Consider the following 22672-nt stretch of genomic DNA (forward strand, 5'->3'; position numbering starts at 1 on the left):
ATCCCTGAAACGGCTACGGTGCCGGACGGACACGGATTGGGGGCAAGGGTGACGGTGAACAACCGGGGACAGGTGCTCGGCGAAGGCGACGAGGACGACGAGCTGCTCGCGGACGTCGCCCGGCGCTACTACCTGGACAACACGTCCAAGGTGGACATCGCCAAGGACCTGGACCTGAGCCGGTTCAAAGTCGCCCGGCTGCTCGAGGACGCCCGGGCCCGCGGGATCGTGCAGATCCAGATCAAGAGCCCCAGCCCGATCGACCGGGCGCTGGCCGACGAGCTCGCCGAGAAACTCGGCGTACCGCGGTGCGTGGTCACCCACACGTCGGGATCGCCGGAGCAGATCCGCGATCAGGTGGCGGAAGCGGCCGCCCGGACCGTGGCGCCGCTGGTCCATGACGGCGATCTGCTCGGCCTGACCTGGAGCCGGGCCGTCGACGCGATGGTCGACCACTTCGACACGTTGCCCGCCTGCACGGTCGTGCAGATGGCGGGTTCGCTGCATTCGCCCGCCGGTGGCGGCAGCACGATGGATCTGGCTCGTCGCGCGGCCGCGCTGGCCGGCGGCACCGCGCACGCAGTACACGCTCCGCTGGTTGTCGACGACGTCGCCGCGGTGGCCGCGTTGCGCCGGCAGCCCGGGATCGCCGACACCCTCGCGCTGGCCGACCGGCTGGACATTTCGGTGGTCGCGATCGGCGCGTGGCGGACGGGCTGTTCCACCGTCTGGGACGCGGTCTCGGAGGAGATCCGCGACGACGGGCTGGCCGGCGGTGCCGTCGCCGAGGTCAGCGGGCATCTTTTCACCGCGGACGGCAAACTGGTCGAGTCACCGTTGGAGCAGATGATCATCGCCGTCTCGGCCGACCAGTTGCGCCGCCCGGCCGAACGGGTAGCGCTGGCCGCCGGCGTACACCGCGCTCCGGCGGTGATCTCCGCGGTGCGGGCCGGCCTGGTCAGCACCCTGGTGACCACGACCGATCTGGCCCGCGATGTACTACGGGAACTCGCCGCCCTCGAGAGGACTTAGTTGATGACCGAACCCAGGTTGGTCGCCGGTGTGGACTGTTCCACCCAGGCGACCAAGGTCGTGGTGTGCGACGCGGCGACCGGGGAGGTGCTGCGCGAAGGGCGGGCACCGCATCCCGACGCCACCCAGGTCGACCCTGCGGAGTGGTGGGCCGCCTGGCAGTCGGCGTCCGACGGGCTGCTCGACGGGGTCTCCGCGATCTCGGTCGGCGGGCAGCAGCACGGCATGGTGCTGCTCGACTCGGCCGGTGAAGTCGTTCACCCGGCGGTCCTGTGGAACGACACGAGTTCGGCGGACGCGACGCTGGAGCTCGTCTCCGAGCTGGGCGGGCCGGAGGCGTGGGCCGCGGCGGTGGGATCTGTGCCGGTGTCCTCGTTCACCGTCACCAAGCTGCGGTGGGTGCGTGGCGCTGCTCCGGAAGCGGCTGCGCGAGCTGCCGCGGTGGCGCTGCCGCACGACTGGCTGACCCACCGGCTGGCCGCTGATCGTGGTGGCATCGAGGACCTGACGACCGACCGCGGTGACGCGTCCGGGACGGGGTGGTGGTCGCCGATCACCAACTCGTACCGGCCGGATCTGGTCGAGCTCGCCTTCGGCCGTTCGCTCTCGTTGCCGCGCGTCGCGGGTCCCGCTGAGGTTGTCGGCCACACCGCGTCGGGCGCTGCCCTGGCTGCGGGCACGGGCGACAACATGGCCGCCGCGCTGGGGCTGGAGCTGCAACCCGGCGACGTCGCAGTCTCGCTGGGGACCTCCGGTACTGCGTTCGCGACCAGCGCCTCGTCGACGGCCGACCCGAGTGGCTTCGTCGCCGGGTTCGCCGATGCGACCGGCGGCTATTTGCCGCTCGTCTGCACCCTGAACGCCGCTCGCGTGATGTCGGCGACGGCTGCCTTGCTCGGGATGGACCTGGCCACTCTGGACGAGGCCGCGCTGGGGTCTTCGGGGAGCGGCGGGCTCGTGATGCTGCCCTATTTGGACGGCGAGCGCACTCCGGATTTACCGCACTCGACAGGTCTGGTCTACGGCCTGACCCGGGCGACCGCGCAACCGTCGACGATGGCCCGCGCCGCCGTCGAAGGCATGCTCTGCGGCCTGGCCGACGCCGTCGACGCCCTCCGCGCTCAGGGTCTCCCGGTCGAGCGGGTGCTGCTGCTCGGCGGAGCGGCCCGCTCCCGCGCAGTACAGGCTCTCGCTCCTGCCCTGCTCGGCGCACCTGTCGTCCTCCCCGAGCCGGCCGAGTACGTCGCCCTCGGCGCAGCCCGCCAGGCCGCTTGGGCGATCTCCGGCGCGGAGACTCCGCCCACCTGGGAGACCGCAGTCAGCAAGCCCGAGCCTTCCATCCTCTCCGACACCGAGGCGGCTCAAATCCGCACCCTCTACGCCTCCGTCCTCGCCGGCACCCGCCCCCTCCTGGCCACCGGCAAAGACTGGCCCGCCAAACGCTGACCGCCGGTACGCCGCCGAACGGCTAGCTGCTGCGGCGGTTGGCGATCTCGCGGAAGGTTTTGCGGAGGGCTTCGGGGGTGTCGCCGAAATACTCCGTGTCGAGGGCGCGGGCGATCTCTGTGGCTTGGCGGGTGGGTTTGCGGCCCTTGGTGGTGAGGCGCAGGCGGTAGGCGCGGGAGTCGTTCGGGTCGGCCTCGCGGCTGAGGAGTTCGGCTTCGACCAGGGTTTTGACCACCTTCGAGGTCATCATCCGGTCGGCGCCGGCTTGCGCGGCGACCTGCTGCTGGGTCGGCGCACCTTGCGTGTGCTCGAGCCAGCCGGCCGACGCGAGCAGCATGAACTGCGTGGGCGTCAGGCCGATCGTCCGCAACCGCTGGTCGAGCTCGGCCCGCCACGCAAGTGCCGCATGGTGCAGCCAGAATCCTGGCGACAGCATCGGTCCCGACTCTTCGATCACGCGCTTTGCTTAGCACGCTGTTCGAGCGCCGACCAAGTACGGAAGAAGTCGCGTCGCATCTTGCGGCCGAAATGAAAGCGGAACAACGGCACCAGCGGCCCCGTCACCCGCACCGTCCGCGTGCACCGGATCCGCCCACCCGGCAGGGCTTCGTAGTCGTTCGACCCCCACAACTTCCCGCCCGGCAACTTGCACTCACTGGCCCACCGCCGCTCCGGCACCACCTCGGTCAGCGTGAACACCGCCGCCGGATTCCCCTTCTGCTTGACCCACCCAGTCGTCCCCACCACGAACTCCCCGTCCAGCCGCGCCTGATCCTCATGCGGATCCCACTCCGGCCACCGCCCAACATCCGTCACCACCGCCCACACCGCCGCCAGTTCCCCCACAATCACCGCATCCGCCCGCAGCTCGTACATAACGCCTCCCATTCTGTTGTCACAACTACAATAAACAGTAGCCGCGACAACAGTCAATCAGTGCACAGTCAGCTACTCGGCTGGGCGTTGGCGCAGCAGTACGCCGGAGACCGGGGCTGGGCCGGGGGCTTCCTCGGCGTGGCGGAGGACCCAGTCGTCGAGGTCTTCGGCGGCTTCGTGGGGATCGCTCAGGAGATGAGTGCGCCAGTTGGACGGGGCAGGTTCGACCGAGGAGAGTAGCTCGGCGATCTCAGGCCAGGCGATGCCGTCGGCTTCGGCGGCGAGAACGGCGGCGGCGAGGTATCGCTGTGCTGCTTGAAGGATCCGGGCCGCGTCGGCGACGGCTTCCGTCGTACTGCGGGTCGTCGGCACGGCGTTCCGAGCTAGTTCGGACAGCTCGCAAGCCTCGTAGGACAAGGCGATCCGGGCGACGGCCGGCCTCATCGCGAGGCCTTGGTGAAGTAGACGACGGTCATCGCGACGGCTGACACCAGCACGAGCGTACGAAGTACGGGAGGAGGCAGTCGTCGCGCGATCGTGGCGCCGCTGAAACCGCCGGCCACTGCGCCGGCGATCAGGGCTGCGAGGATGATCGGACGATCCACGACATCGGAGGCAATCAGGAAGACGATCGCGGCGGTGCAGTAGATGGCCGCGAGTTGGGCCACCCTCGGCGGATTGCCGGCGGCCGGGTCGAGGCCGAGACCGATGCTCCAGAAGGCGACCATCATCAGGCCGACCGCGCCGCCGAAGTACCCGCCGTACAAGGCGAGGACGAACTGGCCGCCGACGACCATGGGCAGACTGAGGACGCCGGAATTCAGGAAGGCGGCGATCCGGCGGCCGAAGGCGAGCACGAGCGTGGCGAACGCGAGCAACCACGGGACGAGAGCGTCGAAGGAGCTGGAAGGAAGAGCGAGAAGGAGTACGGCGCCGAGTCCGCCGCCGACGATGCTGGTCGCGGTCAAGGTGCGGGTGGAGATCACCGCGAGTGGCTGGAGCTCGCGGCGGTAGACCCAGAGGCTCGCGACCGCGCCCGGTAGGAGGGCGACCGTGGTGGCGGCGTTGGCGGTGACGGGTGGGAGGCCGGCCGCCACCAGGACTGGGAACGCGACGAAGCTGCCGCCGCCTCCGACCGAGTTCAGCGCGCCGGACACGAGGCCGGCGAGCAGAACGATCAGCAGAGCTGTCACGCCTTCGAGGATCGCGGGTGTGGACGGACCTTCACAATGCGCGATTGGCTTAGCCAGCCTTAGGCACAGACGTAGGCTGGCAATATGCGCTACGACCTGGAGGACCTGCGGCTGTTCGTACACATCGTTGCAGAGGGATCGATCACGGCCGGTGCGGCTCTGGCGCATCTGAGTCTGCCTTCGGCGAGTGCGCGGGTCAGGGCGCTCGAAGGGCACGCGGGCGTACCGCTGCTGATTCGCGAGCGGCGCGGGGTTCGACCGACTCCGGCCGGCGCGACGCTGGCTCGCCACGCGCGCGAAGTACTGGCGCAGACGGCGCAGCTCGACAGCGCTGTCGCGAGCTACACCGCGCCTCGGACGCGACCGTTGGTCATCGTGGCGGGTACGTCCGGCCTACACCGCGTGGTACCGCAGGCTCTTGCGTCGTTCCTGCGTGAGTATCCCGAGTACGACGTGACGGTGTCGGAGCAGCGCACGCCGCAGAGTCTCCGGATGCTTGCCGAAGGCAACGCCGACCTGGGTGTCGTCGTCGACGAGCAACCGACCGAACTGCGGACCGAATTCCTGGCCGACGACTCGCTCGTGGTGATCGGGCCGGCCGACGGCATCCTCGCCGACCGTACGACGATGACGTACGCCGAGGCCGCCGAGCATCCGATGGTCGGCCTGCACCCGTCGACGGCCCTGCGTCGCTGGATCGACAAGCAACTCGGCCCGCATGCCCCGGTCCCGCGCTACCGAACGCTCGCGCCGAACCTTCATACCGTCATCGCCCTCGCGACCGCCGGCGCCGGTCTCGCGATCGTCCCTCGCCGTACCGTCGACTCCCCGACTCGCATCGGCGACCCAGGGACCGCGCCGCTCGCGGTCCGGCCGCTCCGCGATCCGTGGGCCACTCGGCAGCACCTGCTCTGCTACGCCAGCCGCCGGCCGGGCCACGCCGTGAAGGCGCTGGCCCACCATCTCCACCTCGCCGCGCAACCGGAGTAACCCGGCGCGTACTGCCGCGCGGCATTACAGTCGATGGATGGTGGTTTTCGGTGGGTTCCTGGCGGTGATGGGACTGGCGACGCTCATCTTCCGGCACGGCGATGTCGTCGGTGCATCGCCCGTGGGCATCGGCGTCGTGCTGCTGGTCCTGGGTGCGGCGGTCGCCGGGCTAGGCGTCGTACGCCGGGTGGTCGGCCGGCGTCGGCGGGCTGCCCGGGGTGAGCCGGAGCCGGTCGGGAACGTCATCGAGCGCGCTCAGGCGCTGCCGCGACTGATCCGGGCAGCGCGAAGTGGTGCCTATCCTGGGCTGCCGAAGAGCAGGCTGGCGTTGTGGCTGTTCGCACTGCTCTACCTGGTGTCGCCGATCGACGTCCTGCCGGACCTGCTGCCGATCATCGGGGTCGCCGACGACGCCGGAGTCGCGGTCTGGCTGTTCAGCAGCGTCTCCACGGCGGCAGGCCTGTATCTGCGTCACGAACGCGACCGCGCGAAACGCCCCTACCTCTAAAACGGTTTCAGCGACCGGAGAGGAACCAGCCGCCGGCGCCTGCCAGTACGAGCAGAAGCGGCAGCATCACCAGGATCGGCAACCGGCGCCGACGAGGTCTGCTGACAGGGGCCGTCGTGGTCCCTTCCCCGCTAGCGAGGCCGACCGGTGTCGGGGTTTCCTGCTCCACCCGGTAGGCCTCCGCTTCGAGCCGCTCGGCCAGCGAATCGGCCCGCTGCCACCGCTCGTCGACCCGGTAGGCGAGGGTCCGGGCAAGAATGGCGTCGATATCGCCGACGGAGTCGCCCAGCCACGGGCGCAGGCTCGGCGGGTCGGCGTCAGGGTCGCGATTCAGGACGTCGGTGATCGACGACACGGCGTACGGCGGTCGTCCGGTGAGCAGCGCATACGTCACCGCACCGATCGCATACACATCGGCTCGCTCGTCGAAGCCGCCCGACTCCCTGCCCTGCTCCGGCGCCATGTACGACGGGGTGCCGACGGCCTGGGTGAGCCCGGACGCCTCCGCGACGCGTTTCGCCAGGCCGAGGTCGGCCAGCACGATCCGGTGCGTCCCGCCGCCGGTCTGGTCCGCGCGGGTCGGGCGGAGCAGCAGGTTGGCCGGGGTGATGTCGCGATGGACGACGCCCTCCTCGTGCAGCGCCGCGACGGCCCTGGCCAGGTCCGCGCCCCACCAGAGCGCGTCCGCGGGCGGGATCGGGCCTCGTTTGATGATGTCGGCCAGGCTGCCGCCGCCGATGTGGTCCATCACGAAGTACGGCCGGCCGTCGGGGAGCTGGCCGAGGTCGAACACCCGGACCACCCGGTCGCTGGCGATCCGGCGCATCAGCCGCGCCTCGGCCAGGAACCGCTCCCGGACGTCAGTGCGCGACGCCCAGTTCTCGGCCAGCACCTTGACCGCCACGTCGATGTCGAGATCGTCGTCGTACCCGCGCCAGACCGTGGCGAAAGCACCCGCGCCGATCTTCGACTGCAGCCGGTAGCGTCCGATGACATCCATTCCGGCTATTGTCGGTGACGGAGAGGATCAAGGCGAACACCGGGCAGGATGACCGCGAGCACGGGGCCGCTGGGGGAGTATGAACGAGGAACTGGAAGGTCTTGCCGCTCGGGCAGCGGGTGGCGACGAGGCCGCGCTTGCCCAGATCCTGCAGGAGATCAGGCCGCAGGTGCAGCGCCGGGTGGCCAAGTTCCTGCCGCATCGCGAAGACGCCGAGGAAGCCGTCCAGGACACCCTGATGACGGTGGCGACCAAGATCCACACCTTCCGAGGGACCGGCAGCTTCGCCGGCTGGCTCACCGTGGTCGCGACCAACTGCGCCCGTCAGACCTACCGCTCGCTGAAGCGCCGCTCGGTCGAGCAGTCGGCCGAAGTACTGCCCGAGTCGGTCGACCCGCGAACCACCTCGGTGATCGCAGGCTCCCGGCTCGACCTGCTGGAGGCTCTCGAAGCGCTCGAGTCCAACCACCCCCAGCTCGTCCAGCCCCTCGTACTACGCGACCTCGGCGCCCTCAGCTACGCCGAGATCGCCGCCGAACTCTCCGTCCCCCTAGGCACCGTCAAAGCCCGCATCCACCAGGCCCGCAAAGAAGTAGCCGAACACCTCACCATCCGCTGACGGCGACGTTGCCCTTAGCAACGAAACCTGGGGTGTAGATAAGTGCAGGTTGCACGGGGAGTCAGGCGCAATGGCGGCCTCAGGCGCTGCCTTGAAACTGGGGGAATGGGACGAGCGAGTGGCACCTCGATGACCTACGGTGGCGCGGGCAGCAGCCCGAGAGGGGGACGACGATGAGATTCCGGCTGATGGCGTTGCCGCGGGCCTTGGCGGTGCTCTGCGTCTCTGTCGCCGGCCTGGTAGCGGGCGCGCTGGTGGTCGTCAGTGCGCTGCTGATGCTGGTCGGCATCGGCTGGTTTCTCTTTCCGCCAGCGGTTGCGCTGCTCCGCGGAGTCGCCGATCTGGCGCGCCGGCTGGTCCGGCTCGCCGGTGTCGAGGTCGAGCGTCCGTACGGCGAAGAGTCCGGCACAATCTCGTTGCTCAAGGCGCGCAGCACATGGCGCGATCTGCTCTGGGCCTTCCTCGATCCGGCCATCGGCACCTGGGCTGCCGCGCTCGCGCTCGGCATGCCCTTGTTCGGCGTGTACGGCGTCGCCGTGCAGCCGTTCGTCTGGAAGGCGAACGAGCGGGCCGGCGGCACGAACTCGTACGGCGTCATCCATGTGACCTCGACCGCGACCGCGCTGGCGGCGATCCCCGTCGGCTTCCTCATGATCGCCTTCGGCCTGTACATCGGAGTACCGCTCCTGCACCTGCGCGCCCGCTGGTCCGCCGACCTGCTCGGCTCGTCGCGAACCAGCCGGCTGGAACGACGCGTCGAGTCACTGGCCGAGACCCGCGCGGACAGCGTCGGCGCCCAGGCCGCCGAGTTGCGGCGGATCGAGCGCGACCTGCACGACGGGGCACAGGCCAGGCTGGTCTCTCTCGGGATGAGCCTGGGAGCCGCGGAGCGATTGTTCGACGAGGATCCGGAAGCGGCCCGCCGGCTGGTGACCGCGGCCAGAGACACTTCGTCGAAGGCGCTCGACGAGCTACGCGACCTGGTCCGCGGTGTTCATCCGCCGGTCCTGGCCGACCGCGGTCTCGCCGATGCGATTCGCGCCTCGGCGCTGGACTCGCTCGTCGACGCCGAGGTCTCGGCGGACCTGCCCGGACGCCCGTCCCTGCCAGTGGAGTCGGCGGTCTACTTTGCCGTCAACGAACTGCTCACCAATGCCGCCAAGCATGTCGGTCCGGCGGCCGAGGTGCGGATCCGGCTGGGCTATCGCGACGGAGTGCTGAGCTGCGACGTGGTCGACAACGGCGACGGCGGCGCGGACCCGGCCGACGGGACCGGCCTGCGCGGCATCGAAAGCCGGCTGGCCGTGTTCGACGGCACCCTGACGGTCGACAGCCCGGTCGGTGGGCCGACCCACGTCCGGTTGGAGGTGCCGTGCGCGATCAGCTCCGCGTAGTGCTCGCCGAGGACCTGTTCCTGCTCCGCGACGGGCTCGTCCGGATGCTGACCGAGAACGGCTTCACCGTCGTGGCCGCGGTGGACAACGGTCCATCCCTGCGGAAGGCGCTGATCGACGAACAGCCCGACATCGCGGTCGTCGACGTACGGCTGCCGCCCTCGTTCACCGACGAAGGCCTGCAGGAGGCGATCGAGGCGCGCCGGCGGCAACCGGGCTTCCCGGTCCTGGTCTTGTCGCAGTACGTCGAACAGCTGTACGCCCGCGAACTCCTGGCCGATGGCGAGGGCGCGATCGGGTACCTGCTGAAGGACCGGGTCTTCAACACCGAACAGTTCGTCGAAGCGGTCCGCTCGGTGGCCCGTGGCGGTACGGCGATGGACCCGCAGGTGGTCGCCAAGCTGCTCAGCCGAGGCGACGCCCGGGGCCGCACCTCGGAGCTGACCCCGCGCGAGCGCGACGTCCTGGAACTGATGGCGGCGGGTCGCTCGAATGCCGCGATCAGTCAGCAGCTGACCATCTCCACCAGCGCCGTCACCAAACACATCGCCGCCATCTTCGGCAAGCTCGAGCTGCCCAACACCGATGACGACAACCGGCGGGTGCTGGCTGTCCTGAGCTATCTCAATCGATGAAGACAGTCCTGTGACTTACAGTAGTTGTATGACTACTCTATGCGGTCAGGTGCGGATGTCGTTCGTCGTAGGGCTCGCGCTGGTTCTCAGTGCCGTGCCGGCGGTGGCGGGGCCCGCGGCGGTGGGTTATCGGTGCCAGGCGGACACAAAGTTCGGGCGGCAGCAGTTCTCCTTGCGGCAAGGAGTGGCGGCTTCGGCGCCGGGGGTGGTGCAGCCTGGCGCGGTGTTCGACATCGTCGTCGACGCGGATGCCGGCTCGTTGCCTGGGGAGGTCAAGGGGTTCAAGGTGAAGGAGGTTCGGGATCTGTCGTTGCGGGTGCCGGTGCCGGCGAACTCCAGCTTCGTCGGAGCTACTCTGAGCGGTGGATCCGGGCTCGGGTCGACGCCGGCCGTGGAGGCGGCCAACGGTGTCGTCACGATCAAGGTGTCCGGGCCGATTCCCGGTGGGGCCGGTTACCAGTTGCCGAGGCTGACGGTGAAGTTGCGCGCGGGCCAGTCGGGGGCGATCGAGACCAGGTTGCAGGGCAGCAGTTTCGACAATCCGGGGCTCAACCTGCAGGCGACCATCAAGTGGAAGTTCGTCACGATCAAGTCCGCGGTCGCCTGCTACCCCGATCCCAACACGCCGCTCACCCACACCGACATCCGCGCTACCTGACGCGACGGTCAGTACGTGACGGTGATGCGGCGGCTCGCCGGGTCGAGCGCCGCGTGACCGCCGTACGGGAGGACGAACTGCGGGTCGGTGTGGCCGATGTCGAGGCCGGTGACCAGCAAAGCATCGGGGTTGTACTCCGAGAGTGCGCGTCGGGCGGCGGCGTACTGGTTCTCGACGTAGGTGTCGCTGTCGGGGCGGGAGAGTTCGTTGCCCAGGGCCCATGCTTTCGGGCGGCCCCAGAGGACGGCGTCGAAGCGTTCGAGCAGGCCGCGTTCGCCGAAGTTGCGCAGGATCCGGTAGACCGTCTCGGCGGACGGCATCTCCTCGCTGGTCTCCAGGAAGAGGATGCCGGAGTACTCCTCGACCGGGAGCATCCAGCGGTTCGCGGCCAGTTGCCAGTCGAGGATCTCCAGGCAACCTCCCCAGAGCTTCCCGCTCACCGGCGATTCGCCGTACCAGGTCCAGTCCGTCGCGGGAAACAGCTCGGGCTCGGGCGTTCCGAACTCAGGGCTGCCCCAGTCGAGGTTGTGGTCGGTCCAGCCCGCACCCGGAGCGAGGTCGAAGTCGCCGGAGCTGAACAGGGCGGCGCGCAGGGAGCGCTCGCTGTCGGGATGCATCTTGCCGCTGCGGCCGAACTCGACCATCACGCTGCCGCCGTGAAAGGCCGGAATCCCTTGGGCGTAAAGGAAATTGAGCAGGTTCGTGTTGTCGCTGTAGCCGAAGAACGGCTTCGGGTCCGCGCGGAAGATCGCCGGATCGAGGTGCTTCAGCACGGTGAGCTGATCGTCGCCGCCGATCGAGGCGATCACCGCGCGGATCGACGGATCCGACCAGGCCGCGTGCAGATCCGCGGCCCGGTCCTGCGGCGTCGAGCGCAGCTTCCGCGTCGTCGGATACTCGACCGGTTCGAGCCCGAAACCGCGCAGCCGCTCGAGACCGAGCTCGTACGGCGCTGGGAAGATCTCCTGTAGCCCACCGGACGGGGACACGATCGCGACCTTGTCGCCGGGCTTGGGTTTGGCAGCGAACAACATGGCGTCACGGTATGCGAAGGGCGCCGTCACCGGCCATCCGGTTTCGGCGCCCTGGAGTCGCTGGCGTTGCTGCGGTGGTTCAGATGCCGATCGGGTGCCAGACCGTCTTCAGTTCGAGGTACTGCGTCAGCCGGGACAAGCCTGGTGACTCGGTCCAGTCCTCGTCGGCGGGACGGCGTACCCGCTTGAGGTTCTCCGCGGCGGCCGCCTCGAGCGCGGTCGCCTCCTCGTGGTCGGTGACCCCCGCGAGGTCGATCGCGTTGACGTCGAGGTGTGCCGCCAGCCACGGCCCGATCTCCGAAGCGGACCCGGTGAGGATGTTGACCACCCCACCCGGTACGTCGGACGTCGCCATCACCTCGCCAAGCGTGACCGCGGGCAACGGGCGCTCGAACGAGGTGACCACGACCGCGGTGTTGCCGGACACGATCGCCGGCGCGATCACGCTGGTCAGCCCGAGCAGGCTGGAGTCCTGCGGTGCGAGCAATGCGACCACACCAGTTGCCTCGGGCAACGAGAAGTCGAAGTACGGCCCGGCGACCGGGTTGCTCGAGCCGACCACCTGGGCCAGCTTGTCGGCCCAGCCGGCGTACCAGACCCAGCGGTCGATCGAGGCGTCGACGAGCGCGCGGGCCTTGCCGATGGACAGTCCCTCGGAGGCGGCGACCTCGGCGCTGAACTGCTCGTGCCGGCCCTCCATCACCTCGGCGATCCGGTACAGCACCTGACCGCGGTTGTACGCCGTCCTCGCCGACCAGCCGCCGAACGCCTTGCGGGCCGCGACGACAGCGTCCCGGGCGTCCTTGCGGGACGCCTGCGAGGCGTTCGCGAGAAACTTGCCCTTGGCATCGTTCACGACGTACGAACGGCCCGATTCGCTGCGCGGGAAGGCGCCGCCGCCGTACAGCTTGTAGGTCTTGCGCACATCCAGCCGGGCGCCGTCTTTAGTGGGCAAGGTAGGCCTCCAGACCATGACGGCCGCCCTCGCGACCGTAGCCCGACTCCTTGTAGCCGCCGAACGGCGAGGTCGGGTCGAAGCGGTTGAACGTGTTGGCCCAGACGACGCCGGCGCGCAACTGGTTCGCCATCCACAGGATCCGGGAACCCTTGTCGGTCCAGACGCCGGCGGACAGGCCGAACGGGGTGTTGTTCGCCTTCTCGACCGCCTCTTGCGGGGTACGGAAGGTGAGCACCGACAGCACCGGGCCGAAGATCTCCTCGCGGGCGATCCGGTGCGCCTGGGACACGCCGGTGAAGACGGTCGGCGGGAACCAGAAGCCCTGCGTGGGCAGCTCGCACTCGGGCGACCAGCGCTCCGAGCCCTCGTCCTCACCCACCTGCGACAGCTCGCGGATCCGGGCCAGTTGCTCGGCGGAGTTGATCGCGCCGATGTCGGTGTTCTTGTCCAGCGGGTCGCCGACGCGCAGGGTGCCCATCCGGCGCTTGAGCCGCGCCAGCACCTCGTCGTACACACTCTCCTGGACCAGCAGCCGCGAGCCCGCACAGCAGACGTGGCCCTGGTTGAAGAAGATGCCGTTGACGATGCCCTCGACGGTCTGGTCGATCGGCGCGTCCTCGAAGACGATGTTCGCCGCCTTGCCGCCGAGCTCCAGCGTGACCTTCTTGTCCGTGCCCGCGACCGACTTCGCGATCGCGCGGCCGACCGCGGTCGAGCCGGTGAAGGCGACCTTGTCGACACCTTCGTGTTCGACGAGCGCCTGACCGGTCCGGCCGGCGCCGGTGATGATGTTCACCACGCCCGGCGGCAGGTCGGCCTGCTGGCAGATCTCGGCGAACGCGAGTGCGGTCAGCGGCGTCGTCTCGGCGGGCTTCAGTACGACGGTGTTGCCGGCCGCGAGCGCCGGGGCGATCTTCCAGGCCAGCATCATCAGCGGGAAGTTCCACGGGATCACCTGCGCGGCGACCCCGAGCGGCTGCGGGTTCTCGCCGGCGCCGGCGTACTCGAGCTTGTCCGCCCAGCCCGCGTAGTAGAAGAAATGCGCTGCCACCAACGGCAGGTCGACGTCCCGCGACTCGCGGATCGGCTTGCCGTTGTCGAGCGACTCCAGCACGGCCAGCTCCCGCGACCGCTCCTGGATCAGCCGGGCGATGCGGTACAGGTACTTCGCGCGGTCGCGACCCGGCATCGGGCCCCACACCTTGTCGTAGGCCTTGCGAGCCGCCTTCACCGCCCGGTCGACATCGGCCGGACCGGCCTCGCTGACCTCGGCCAGCACCTCCTCCGAGGCGGGGCTGACCGTCTTGAACGGTTTGCCGTCGGTCGCCTCGGTGAAGGCGCCGTTGATGAACAATCCGTACGACGACTTGATGTCGACGATCGCGCGCGACTCCGGCGCGGGTGCGTACTCGAATCTGCTCATGCCCTCAGTCCAGCGTGAAATAGTCGGGTCCGGGGTAGTTCCCGGTGGCCAGCTTGGTGCGTTGCATCAGCAGGTCGTTCAGCAGGCTGGACGCGCCGAAGCGGAACAGCTCCGGGTCCAGCCAGTCCGGTCCGGCCGTCTCGTTGACGGTGACCAGGTACTTGATCGCGTCCTTCGCGGTCCGGATGCCGCCCGCGGGCTTGACGCCGATGTGCAGTCCGGTCGCCTCGTGGTAGTCGCGGACCGCTTCCAGCATCACCAGGGTCACCGGAAGCGTCGCGGCAGGGGAGACCTTGCCGGTCGAGGTCTTGATGAAGTCCGCACCGGCCAGCATCGCCAGCCACGACGCACGCCGTACGTTGTCGTAGGTGACCAGCTCGCCGGTCTCCAGGATCACCTTGAGATGCGCGTCACCGGCCGCCTCGCGGATCGCCGCGATCTCGTCGAAGACCAGCCCGTACCGCCCGGACAGGAACGCGCCCCGGTCGATCACCATGTCGACCTCGTCGGCACCTGCCGCGACCGCGTCCTTGGTGTCCTGGATCTTGATCGCCAGGCTCGAACGGCCACTGGGGAAGGCGGTTGCGACACTCGCCACGTTGATGCCGGTGCCCTTGAGCTCGAACTTCGCGGTCGCCACCAGGTCCGGATACACACAGACCGCGGCCACCTGCGGCGCGGTCGGGTCGGCCGGATCGGGCCGTTTCGCCTTCGCGCAAAGGGCTCGCACCTTGCCGGGGGTGTCCTGACCTTCCAGCGTGGTCAGATCGATCATCTGGATCGCCAGATCCAGCGCGTACGCCTTGGCGGTCGTCTTGATCGACCTGGTTCCCAACGTGGCAGCCCGCGCCTCGGCGCCGACCTGGTCGACGCCCGGCAGGCCCAGCAGGAACCGGCGCAGCCGATCCTCGGACGAGGTCACGTCGGCAAGACTGTCGACGCCAGTGTCGGTAGTGGTCACCCACCCCACTCTACTGCGCTTTTTCGCCCTCTCCCGCACCGAGAACACCCCGTACGCCGGCCCCTCCCGCGCCTCCTACATGGGCTGCCGAGGCGGGGCGTTGTCAGGCAAGCAGCGCCTCGAGTTGCGGGAGGCGGTCGAACAGCTCGGGAAGCCCGCGCAAGCCGTCCTGTGCCGACTGGTGAGACAGGGCGAGGTCCGGGCCGGTGGCCGCTTCGACGCCTGCGAGGCAGCGGAGGATGTTCCATCTCGTGAAGCCGAGCCAGCCGCCGATCAGGTAGACGAACCAGCTCGGGCCCGGCGGCGGTAGCGTTCCGCCGCCGGCGACATATCCGTCGAGGACCGAGCGGAAGATCGTCGGCTCGATGTCGTCGAAACCAGGTCCCTTCGCGAGGCTCAGTGCGGTTGAGCCCAGTTCGCCGGACAGGTCGAGCATCCCCGAGAGCTCCCAGTCGAGTACCACGGGCCGACCGTGTCGGACGAGCAGGTTCCACGGCTGGATGTCCCGATGGGTCAGCACGACGGGGCCCGGCCGTTCGCAGGTGTCGACGAAGTGGGCTATCGCGAGGAAGGTCTCGACCTGGGCGGCGAGTTCGCCGGCCCACGGCTGTCCGGTCGCCACCGCCCGCTCGGCGAGCTCGGGCCAGTCCCGCGCCACTGGGTCCTCGCTCGACCCGCGCGGCCCGTCGACGTCGAGTGCGTGGAGGCGCGCGAGGATCTCACCGATCTCGAACCCGTACGCCGCCGGCACCGGCGCTTCGGGCAGCTTTTCGCCCTCGACCCAGCGGTGGACGAGCAGGTGCTGACCAGCCCGGACCGGTTCCGGCATCGGGATTCCGGCCGCGAAGGCCGCCTGCTCGAACCTGAACACGTCCTCGACGTGGTAGGTCGACCGGCGATCGGCGAGGTTCAACTCCTTCACCGCGAACGACCCCTGGTCGGTGTCGAGCCGGTACAGCCGGTTGGCGAATCCGCCGTGGACGCGGATCATCGGTCCGATCGGCGTGCCGAGTTGCGCGAGGTCGGAGGGCACGTCGGTCACCCCACGCAATCTAGGGCTCGCAGTTCGGCAATGCACCGGAATTTCCCGCCGACCATGGAAGTCGGCCGAGTCAGCGGTCGGACAGGCGGCTGACGATTCGCGTGAGCTGTTCGGCGTACTCGGCTGCGAAGTCTGGTGCAGAAGGATCAAGTCCGAGCGCCTGGGCGATCTGCGGGAAAGTCACCGGCGCGGCCGACAGAGCGAACAGCGCCAGGCCGACGTACGCCGGATCGAGATCGGCGGCGAGTTCGCCTTGTTTCTGGCGGGATCGGAAGTCGGTGAGCATCGCCTGGAAGCGGGCGGTCTGGGCCTCCCGGTCCGCTTCGACTGCCTCCTGGTCGACGCCCTGGCGGATCAGGAGCCGGGCCAGGTCGGGTTGGGCGAGGGTCTCCCGCGCGTAGGCCGCGACGATGTCCGGCAGGGTGGTTGCTTCCTCGGTGACGCTCTGCTCGCCGGCGCGCCAGCGGGCGCTGATGGCCTGGTAGAGACCGCGTTTGCCGCCGAAGTAGTACGAGATCAGCTGCTTGTTGACCCCGGCCCGGGTGGCGATCTCGCTCACTCTTGCGCCGCCGAAACCGTGCGCGGCGAACTCGATCACCGCCGCGTCCATCAGCTGCTGTTTGGTCCGCTCCGCGTCGCGCTGTCGTTCGCCGGGAGCTGGCGCTCTGTGCATGCACGCGACTCTAGCAATGGCGTCAACCATCGTGCTAACTTAATCATCCAAATGGATGATAAGGAGGAAACATGCAGGTGGCGATCGTCGGAGCCGGGGTCGGTGGGCTCGCGCTGGCTCAAGGGTTGAAGCAGGCGGGCATCGACGTGCGGGTGTACGAGCGCGACGCGTCGGCGCGCTTTCGCAAGCAGGGTTACCGGATCCACATCAGCGAGGTGGGCGAGCAGGCGCTCGCCGCCGTACTGCCGGAGGCTGTCCGTCGCCGGGTGATCGAGACCGCGACCCATCCGGGCGACCTGGTGGCCGGGTTCGACACTTCGCTGCGGCCGACCTTCGAGCAGGCCTACCCCGGCGCCGGGCCGGACACGGTCAGCGCGATCGATCGGTACGCGTTCCGCCGCGCGCTGATGACCGGCCTCGACGACGTGCTCGTCTTCGGCAAGCAGTTCACGTCGTACGCCGAGACCGCGGATGGCCGGGTCCAGCTCACTTTTGCGGACGGCAGCACCGAGACAGCCGATCTCCTCGTGGGTGCTGATGGAGTCGGCTCGCGGGTCCGGGCGCAGCTCGTGCCCGACTTCGAGGTGATCGACAGCGGGATCCGCTGTATTTACGGCAAGATCCCGGTGACCCCCGCAGTCCGTGATCGAGCGCCGGCCGAATTCCTGCGTGGATTCTGCTTCGTCACGGACGGAGAGGGACCGGGTGCGGCCTTCGCGCCGGTGTTGTTCCGGACGCCGCCGGAGGAGTACGGCGACTACCTGATGGCCGTGATGACCGGGACGCAGGAGCAACTCGGCCATTCCGACGAGGAGCTGTTCGGCATGGCCCCCGACGACCTGTGGAGTGTCGTGAAGAAGCACGTCGCCGACTGGCACCCGACGATCGGCGAGCTCGTCGCGTCGGCCGATCCGAGCGCGGCGTTCCCGATCACCTTACGCACCTGCACCGAGGTCGCTTCCTGGCCGACCGGAAAGATCACGCTGCTGGGCGACGCCGTCCACCCGATGCTGCCGTCAGCGGGCGCCGGCGCGAACACCGCGCTGTGGGACGCGGCCCGCCTCACCGAGGCTTTGGTCGACGGCTCGCTGCCGGAGTACGAACGAGACGTCCGTCCGCACGCGCTCGCGGCGGTCGAAGAATCACTCCAGAACGCCAAGCATCTTTTCAACCTCGACCTCGGTGCGTGACCGGCCGGTGTGTGCGGGTGGTTGCTGTGCGTGGTCGTCGTGGCCTAACTGGTATGTGAGGTGTCCGGTGAATTCTGGTTCGGGTCGGGGTGGGCGGTTACCTTGTCCCGGTGAAGTCCAAGACCAGTGAGAACGAGCAGTACCTGTCGACGTCCAACCGGATCACCGGTGTGGTGGTGATGGCGATCGGCGGGCTCGGGCTGCTCGACATCGTGCTGGAGTGGCGGACCGCGGGTGGGCTGATGGTCGCCGGGCTGATCGGGATCCTGATGGTGTGCGCCTACGCCGGCCTGGTGCGGCCGTCGATCAACCTGACCCCCGAGGCGCTCACGATCCGCAACCATTTCCGCGACCACCGGGTGCCGTGGAACAAGATCACCGACGTCGACGTGACCGACATCCTCCGGGTGCACACCGAGCTCGGCAAGATCCGCTGCCCCGGCGTCCAGCTGGTGATGCGGGACATGCGCAAGCAGCGCGTGGGCGGCCGCAAGCTCAAGGCGGACAGCTCCATCTCGCGCGCGGACTTCGTGGTCGACCGGATCGAGTCCCACCTGCAGCAGTACGGACCGACGGCCGAGGGTGAGGTCGTCACCACCTGGGCCCGGCCCGAGCTGTCGATCATCGCCGTCCTCGCGCTGGTCGCCCTCCTCGGGGAGTTCTTCCGCTGAACCGCCGTGCCTTCCTGATCACGGCGATCGCCGGAGCCGGTGCGCTGGCCGGTGCCACAGGGCTGGTCGAAGCCGGCGTTATCCCAGGCCGAGCCCGCGCGCACGAAGTACTGGGCCTGACCGGCAAGGACGGGACGATCCCCGACGTGGCACCGGGGCGAGTAGAGTCCGGCAGCTTCGCTTCGGCAGCACGCCGTACGAAGGTCGGCTGGTCGATCATCTATCCCGACCAGCGGCCGGCGAGAATGCCGGTCGTTCTCGTGCTGCACGGCCGCGGCGGCGACCACACCTCGGCGATCAACGACCTCGGCATCGACCGTCACCTAGCTGCCGCCGTGTCCGCCGGACTACCGCCGTTCGCCCTCGCGACCGTCGACGGCGGCGCCGACAACTACTGGCACCGGCGCGCGAACGGTGACGATCCCCAGCGGATGCTGACCCAGGAATTCCTTCCCCTGTTGGCGAAACGCGGACTGCTGACCAGCCGGTACGGCGTACTCGGCTGGTCGATGGGTGGCTTCGGGGCTCTTCTGCTGGCCGCCGACGTCAAAGCGCCCAGGGTGGTCGCGGCGGCCGCGATGAGCCCGGCGCTGTGGCGTCACGCGAAGGACACCACGCCCGGCTCGTACGACGGTCCGGCCGACTTCGAGGCGCACCAGCTCTTCGGTCGTGCGGCGGATCTCGCGGGCGTCGCCATACGGATCGACTGTGGGCGTGACGACCCGTTCGCCGCCGCGACAGAGCAGCTCCGGGCCGAGGTGCCGGCCGAGGGCGGGATGGAGCCCGGCCGCCATACCGCCGGTTACTGGCGCCGCATGCTTCCTGACCAGCTGCAGTTTCTCGGCCGGAAACTCTCGATGTGACGGGAACTTGGGCCCGAACACCTGCGTCCGAGCCCATGTCCGTCCCCGGTGAACCTTTCGGTGATCCAAGATTGGGGCCGTAAGTCCCCCAAGTACTCGAGAGTGGAGCGCATGTACAACCTCTCCAGCAAGAAACTGCGCGGACTGGTCGGCGTGATCGCCATGGCCGGTTGCGTGGCCCTCGCCGTCCCGAGCGCGCAGGCCGCCCCGGCCGGCGTGACCGAGCAGCCGATCCCGATCCCGGGCGCCGCGGTCAAGCCGCCGACGACCTCCGGGACGCGGGGCATCGAAACGACCTCGGGCTGGAACGCCACCAGTTCGCGTAACGCGGTCGTCAACAACCGCCTCTACAGCACGCCGTACATCCCGGCGTCGGGCTGCAAGCGCCCGAACGTCACGCTGAACACCGAGTACCGCATCCGGTACTTCGAGCAGGAGATGGTGCGCTGCATGTACGCCGCCTGGCGTCCGGTGATCTGGCGGGCCGGCGGTCGGTACGACGTCAAGCCCGCCCTGGTCGTGCACGGCTACAACACGATCAACACCGCCTGCGGCTCGGTCACCGGACCGACCTCGTTCTACTGCTCCGCGGGTGGCGGCACGATCTACATCCCGTGGCGCCAGATCGTCAACTACTACGCGCAGAACCCGACGTTCGCCGTCGCGTACGCGACCAACACGATCGCGCACGAGTACGGGCACCACGTGCAGTCGATGACCAGCATCCTGACCGCGTCGTGGTGGCGCCAGCAGCACATGACCGGCGACGCGGCCCTGGCCGAGAGCCGTCGCCGTGAGCTGCAGGCCTCCTGCCTCGGCTCGGCCTACATCGGCGCGAACCGCAAGGCGTACCCGATGTCGGGCGGCCTCTACACCCAGTGGCGCTACGTGATCTCGCACTCCGGTGACATGCCGGGCTACCCGCGCGACCACGGCTCGTGGACCAACCACAACTTCTGGTCGCTGGCCGGCTGGAGTGGTGACGGCAAGGGCCAGCACGCCGGCAGCTGCCGGACCTGGTCGGCGCCCGCGACCCGCGTTTCCTGATCGGCCCCGGCACGGAGTCTGATGCAGTTCGGTAACACTGCTCAGCTTCCCTGACCGGTTGTGTAACCCGAGGCGCCCGGAATGCGTTCTGCATTCCGGGCGCCTTCGTGTGCTTGGACAGCACCGTGCGTTTTGCCGACACGTACACGATCTGCGATCGTGTGGTTACCGTGTTTCGGGTCCGCACGCCTTACAGTCTTGTGTCGAACGACGAACGGCAGGAGTCAAGGGATCGTGAACTACGACGAGTTCAACACCGAGTACACCCGGGTGCTGGACAAGATCAAGAGTGGTACCTGCAGCTGGTCCGAGCTGTCCGGGCATGTCACCCGGCTGCGCAAGGCCACCGCGGGACTGACCAAACCGATCGAGCGGAACCAGGTGGACAGCGATCTGGCCGCGCTCGGCCAGATGGTCGACCTGTCCCGCCGGACCAACGACCGCGAGGACGTCTGGACCATCACCTCCGAGGCGGTGCGGCGGGCCAGCAGCGGTGAGGGCACGGTCGCCGACCGGATCGGGCGGATCGAGGCGAGCATCAACGAGATCACTCATCTGGCGAACCGGAACCCGGACGAGCGCGAGGCGTTGATGCAGTCGACCAGCACCCTGCGGATCCTGCACTCCTCGCTGCAGAGTTCGCTGCGGGCCGAGCAGGCCGAAGCCGCAGCAGCAGTCCGCTGACGCAAGACCAACGACGAAGGGCCCCTGACTCCAGGGGCCCTTCGTCGTTGCGTCCGAAGAAGCGTTGCGTCCGAAGAGGTGAGGGTCAGGACCCTCGGTTGTTCGGACGCAAGGCTCAGATGCCGGCGGCGGTGGCGAGGTCCTTCTTGATCGCCGACAGTTCGGCGGCGGCCTGGGTGCGAGCTGCGGCGACGTCGTCGGCCGCGACCGGGATCACCACTTCCAGGTAGCACTTGAGTTTCGGCTCGGTGCCGGACGGCCGGACGACGACGCGGGCGCCCTCGGACAGGTGATAGCGCAGGCCGTCCGTGGCCGGCAGGGTCTCGGAGGCAGTGTTCAGATCGTCGGCCTGCTCGACCGCGTGGCCGCCGAGCGAGGTCGGGGGAGTCGCCCGCAACCGGTCCATCGCGGCCGAGATCAGGCTCAGGTCCTCCACCCGCGCGGACAGTTGGTCCGTCGCATGCAACCCGTACTTCTTCGCCAGATCGTCCAGCAGGTCCAGCAAGGTCCGCCCGTCGGCCCTCGCCTGCGCGGCGAGTTGCAGCACCCGGATCAGCGTCGAGATGCCGTCCTTGTCCTTCACGGCCGACGGATCCACGCAGTACCCGAGGGCCTCTTCGTAGCCGAAGACGAGGTCCGGGACGCGCCCGATCCACTTGAAGCCCGTGAGGGTGTCGGCGTACCGCACGCCGTACGCCGCCGCGATCTTGCTCAGCAGCGACGACGAGACGATCGAGCACGCGGCGACCCCGTCCGGCGAGGACGACAGCAGGAACTCGCCGAGCAGTCCGCCGAGCTCGTCCCCGCGCAGCATCCGCCAGCCACCGGCCGCGGCAGGATCCGGTACTGCGACCGCGCAGCGATCCGCATCGGGATCGTTCGCGACAGCGATGTCGGATCCTTCGGCGCGGGCCAGATCCAGCGCGGCGTCGATCGCGCCCGGCTCCTCCGGGTTGGGGAACGAGACGGTCGGGAAGTCGGGGTCCGGATCAGCCTGCGAAGCAACCACCGCCGGTACTGCGAACCCCGCGCGCGCCACGGCCTGCTCGACCAGGGCCCGGCCGACCCCGTGCAGCGGGGTGTAGGCCACGTCGAGATCGCGCGGGGCGTCTTCGGGGACCAAGGTGGCGATGCGATCCAGATAGGCGCCTAGCAGGTCGTCCCCGGCGGTCTGCCAGTCGTCACCCCGCGGTACGGAAGCCAGGGGGCCGACCGCGTCGATGGCGGCGGCGATCTCGCTGTCGGCCGGCGGCACGATCTGGGAGCCGTCCCCGAGGTACACCTTGTAGCCGTTGTCCTGCGGCGGGTTGTGCGACGCCGTCACGACGACACCGGCGACCGCTTTGAGATGCCTGATCCCGAACGCGACCACCGGCGTCGGAGCCGGCCGGTCCAGCAGTACTGCGTCCAGCCCGGCGCCACGGACCACAGCGGCCGTGTCCTGCGCGAAGATGTCCGACTTGTGCCGCGCGTCGTACCCGATGAGCACCGGGCCGTCGGTGAGCCCGTTCGCCTTCAGGTAGGCGCAGAGACCGGCTGCCGCGCGAATCACGACGACTCTGTTCATCCGGTTGGGCCCGGCGCCCACGGCGCCCCGCAACCCCGCAGTACCGAACTCCAGCGTCCCGCTGAACCTGTCGGCCAGCTCGTCACCGGCACCTTTGTCGAGCAAGTCCTGCAGCTCGGCGCGGGTATCAGGATCGGGGTCTTCGCTCAGCCAGGCTTCGGCGGCGGCACGAACATCATCATTGACGGTCACCACCGCAAGATACAGC

Annotated in this window: 25 protein-coding genes; 13 read left to right on the top strand and 12 right to left on the bottom strand. The window is 69.0% G+C overall.

Annotated features, from left to right (window positions below; all coding sequences use genetic code 11):
• Positions 1-54: 54 nt before the first annotated feature.
• Positions 55-1032 carry a sugar-binding transcriptional regulator gene (locus tag DIZ26_RS26960; RefSeq protein WP_112247134.1) on the top strand — a complete coding sequence of 326 codons (978 nt, stop codon included), beginning with the start codon at positions 55-57 and terminating at the stop codon, positions 1030-1032.
• Between the two features lie 3 nt (positions 1033-1035).
• Positions 1036-2478 carry a xylulokinase gene (gene xylB / locus DIZ26_RS26965; protein ID WP_112246443.1) on the top strand — a complete coding sequence of 481 codons (1443 nt, stop codon included), beginning with the start codon at positions 1036-1038 and terminating at the stop codon, positions 2476-2478.
• Between the two features lie 22 nt (positions 2479-2500).
• Here xylB and DIZ26_RS26970 read toward each other — a convergent pair whose 3' ends face one another.
• The 4 genes from DIZ26_RS26970 to DIZ26_RS26985 all read right to left on the bottom strand — a co-directional run bounded on the left by DIZ26_RS26970 (position 2501) and on the right by DIZ26_RS26985 (position 4547).
• A complete protein-coding gene (locus DIZ26_RS26970) occupies positions 2501-2935 on the bottom strand; it encodes a MarR family winged helix-turn-helix transcriptional regulator (protein WP_112246445.1) in 435 nt (144 codons plus the stop codon).
• Entirely contained in the window at positions 2932-3354 is a 423-nt protein-coding gene (locus tag DIZ26_RS26975) for an SRPBCC family protein (RefSeq protein ID WP_157979826.1), read from the bottom strand. Before DIZ26_RS26975 ends, DIZ26_RS26970 begins: the two co-directional genes overlap by 4 nt.
• Positions 3355-3426: 72 nt before the next feature.
• Entirely contained in the window at positions 3427-3798 is a 372-nt protein-coding gene (locus DIZ26_RS26980; RefSeq protein ID WP_112246449.1) for a hypothetical protein, read from the bottom strand.
• On the bottom strand, positions 3795-4547 hold the full coding sequence (locus DIZ26_RS26985) for a sulfite exporter TauE/SafE family protein (protein WP_112246451.1): 753 nt from the start codon (positions 4545-4547) through the stop codon (positions 3795-3797). The genes DIZ26_RS26980 and DIZ26_RS26985 overlap by 4 nt, the downstream gene beginning before the upstream one ends.
• A gap of 84 nt (positions 4548-4631) precedes the next feature.
• Between DIZ26_RS26985 and DIZ26_RS26990 the strand changes: the two genes are divergently transcribed.
• Together DIZ26_RS26990 and DIZ26_RS26995 are read left to right on the top strand one after the other, a co-directional pair.
• Entirely contained in the window at positions 4632-5537 is a 906-nt protein-coding gene (locus DIZ26_RS26990; RefSeq protein ID WP_112246452.1) for a LysR family transcriptional regulator, read from the top strand.
• A gap of 37 nt (positions 5538-5574) precedes the next feature.
• Positions 5575-6045 (top strand): YkvA family protein, encoded by a 471-nt coding sequence (locus tag DIZ26_RS26995; RefSeq protein ID WP_112246454.1) that lies wholly within the window; start codon positions 5575-5577, stop codon positions 6043-6045.
• A gap of 7 nt (positions 6046-6052) precedes the next feature.
• Here the strand turns inward: DIZ26_RS26995 and DIZ26_RS27000 are convergent, their stop codons facing one another.
• Positions 6053-7045, bottom strand: coding sequence for a serine/threonine-protein kinase (locus DIZ26_RS27000; RefSeq protein ID WP_112246456.1), 993 nt, complete (start codon positions 7043-7045; stop codon positions 6053-6055).
• A 79-nt stretch (positions 7046-7124) separates the two neighbouring features.
• On the opposite strand from DIZ26_RS27000, the gene DIZ26_RS27005 reads away from it, so the two are divergent.
• The 4 genes from DIZ26_RS27005 to DIZ26_RS27015 all read left to right on the top strand — a co-directional run bounded on the left by DIZ26_RS27005 (position 7125) and on the right by DIZ26_RS27015 (position 10351).
• Positions 7125-7664, top strand: a complete 540-nt coding sequence (locus DIZ26_RS27005; RefSeq protein ID WP_112246458.1) for an RNA polymerase sigma factor — start codon at positions 7125-7127, stop codon at positions 7662-7664.
• 173 nt (positions 7665-7837) lie between these two features.
• Positions 7838-9058: a sensor histidine kinase gene (locus DIZ26_RS37995; protein ID WP_198676302.1), complete on the top strand. Its 1221-nt coding sequence runs from the start codon at positions 7838-7840 to the stop codon at positions 9056-9058.
• Positions 9059-9102: 44 nt separating this feature from the next.
• Entirely contained in the window at positions 9103-9693 is a 591-nt protein-coding gene (locus DIZ26_RS38000) for a LuxR C-terminal-related transcriptional regulator (RefSeq protein ID WP_232828664.1), read from the top strand.
• A 28-nt stretch (positions 9694-9721) separates the two neighbouring features.
• On the top strand, positions 9722-10351 hold the full coding sequence (locus DIZ26_RS27015; RefSeq protein WP_112246460.1) for a hypothetical protein: 630 nt from the start codon (positions 9722-9724) through the stop codon (positions 10349-10351).
• Positions 10352-10359: 8 nt separating this feature from the next.
• On the opposite strand, the gene DIZ26_RS27020 is transcribed toward DIZ26_RS27015, so the two are convergent.
• The 6 genes from DIZ26_RS27020 to DIZ26_RS27045 all read right to left on the bottom strand — a co-directional run bounded on the left by DIZ26_RS27020 (position 10360) and on the right by DIZ26_RS27045 (position 16442).
• A complete protein-coding gene (locus tag DIZ26_RS27020) occupies positions 10360-11385 on the bottom strand; it encodes a S66 family peptidase (RefSeq protein ID WP_112246462.1) in 1026 nt (341 codons plus the stop codon).
• A gap of 79 nt (positions 11386-11464) precedes the next feature.
• Positions 11465-12340 (bottom strand): aldehyde dehydrogenase family protein, encoded by an 876-nt coding sequence (locus DIZ26_RS27025; protein ID WP_112246464.1) that lies wholly within the window; start codon positions 12338-12340, stop codon positions 11465-11467.
• Positions 12330-13766 carry an aldehyde dehydrogenase family protein gene (locus tag DIZ26_RS27030; RefSeq protein WP_112246466.1) on the bottom strand — a complete coding sequence of 479 codons (1437 nt, stop codon included), beginning with the start codon at positions 13764-13766 and terminating at the stop codon, positions 12330-12332. The genes DIZ26_RS27025 and DIZ26_RS27030 overlap by 11 nt, the downstream gene beginning before the upstream one ends.
• Before the next feature lie 4 nt (positions 13767-13770).
• Complete coding sequence (gene deoC, locus DIZ26_RS27035) at positions 13771-14727, bottom strand: deoxyribose-phosphate aldolase (RefSeq protein ID WP_112246468.1); 957 nt, start codon at positions 14725-14727, stop codon at positions 13771-13773.
• 103 nt (positions 14728-14830) lie between these two features.
• Positions 14831-15769, bottom strand: coding sequence for a phosphotransferase family protein (locus DIZ26_RS27040; RefSeq protein WP_198676304.1), 939 nt, complete (start codon positions 15767-15769; stop codon positions 14831-14833).
• Between the two features lie 70 nt (positions 15770-15839).
• The gene (locus DIZ26_RS27045) at positions 15840-16442 is read right to left on the bottom strand and encodes a TetR/AcrR family transcriptional regulator (protein ID WP_198676305.1); all 603 of its coding nucleotides are present in this window, start codon (positions 16440-16442) and stop codon (positions 15840-15842) included.
• Positions 16443-16513: 71 nt separating this feature from the next.
• On the opposite strand from DIZ26_RS27045, the gene DIZ26_RS27050 reads away from it, so the two are divergent.
• The 5 genes from DIZ26_RS27050 to DIZ26_RS27070 all read left to right on the top strand — a co-directional run bounded on the left by DIZ26_RS27050 (position 16514) and on the right by DIZ26_RS27070 (position 20897).
• On the top strand, positions 16514-17632 hold the full coding sequence (locus DIZ26_RS27050; protein WP_112246472.1) for an FAD-dependent oxidoreductase: 1119 nt from the start codon (positions 16514-16516) through the stop codon (positions 17630-17632).
• 110 nt (positions 17633-17742) lie between these two features.
• A complete protein-coding gene (locus tag DIZ26_RS27055; protein ID WP_112247140.1) occupies positions 17743-18303 on the top strand; it encodes a PH domain-containing protein in 561 nt (186 codons plus the stop codon).
• A 146-nt stretch (positions 18304-18449) separates the two neighbouring features.
• Entirely contained in the window at positions 18450-19166 is a 717-nt protein-coding gene (locus DIZ26_RS27060; protein ID WP_232828621.1) for an alpha/beta hydrolase, read from the top strand.
• 111 nt (positions 19167-19277) lie between these two features.
• Positions 19278-20213, top strand: coding sequence for a neutral zinc metallopeptidase (locus DIZ26_RS27065; protein ID WP_112246476.1), 936 nt, complete (start codon positions 19278-19280; stop codon positions 20211-20213).
• A 234-nt stretch (positions 20214-20447) separates the two neighbouring features.
• Positions 20448-20897, top strand: a complete 450-nt coding sequence (locus DIZ26_RS27070) for a hypothetical protein (protein ID WP_112246478.1) — start codon at positions 20448-20450, stop codon at positions 20895-20897.
• A gap of 115 nt (positions 20898-21012) precedes the next feature.
• On the opposite strand, the gene DIZ26_RS27075 is transcribed toward DIZ26_RS27070, so the two are convergent.
• Complete coding sequence (locus tag DIZ26_RS27075) at positions 21013-22659, bottom strand: phospho-sugar mutase (protein WP_112246480.1); 1647 nt, start codon at positions 22657-22659, stop codon at positions 21013-21015.
• Positions 22660-22672: the final 13 nt, after the last annotated feature.

Origin of the sequence: Kribbella monticola (assembly GCF_003261635.1) — a bacterium.
GTDB classification, from domain to species: domain Bacteria; phylum Actinomycetota; class Actinomycetes; order Propionibacteriales; family Kribbellaceae; genus Kribbella; species Kribbella monticola.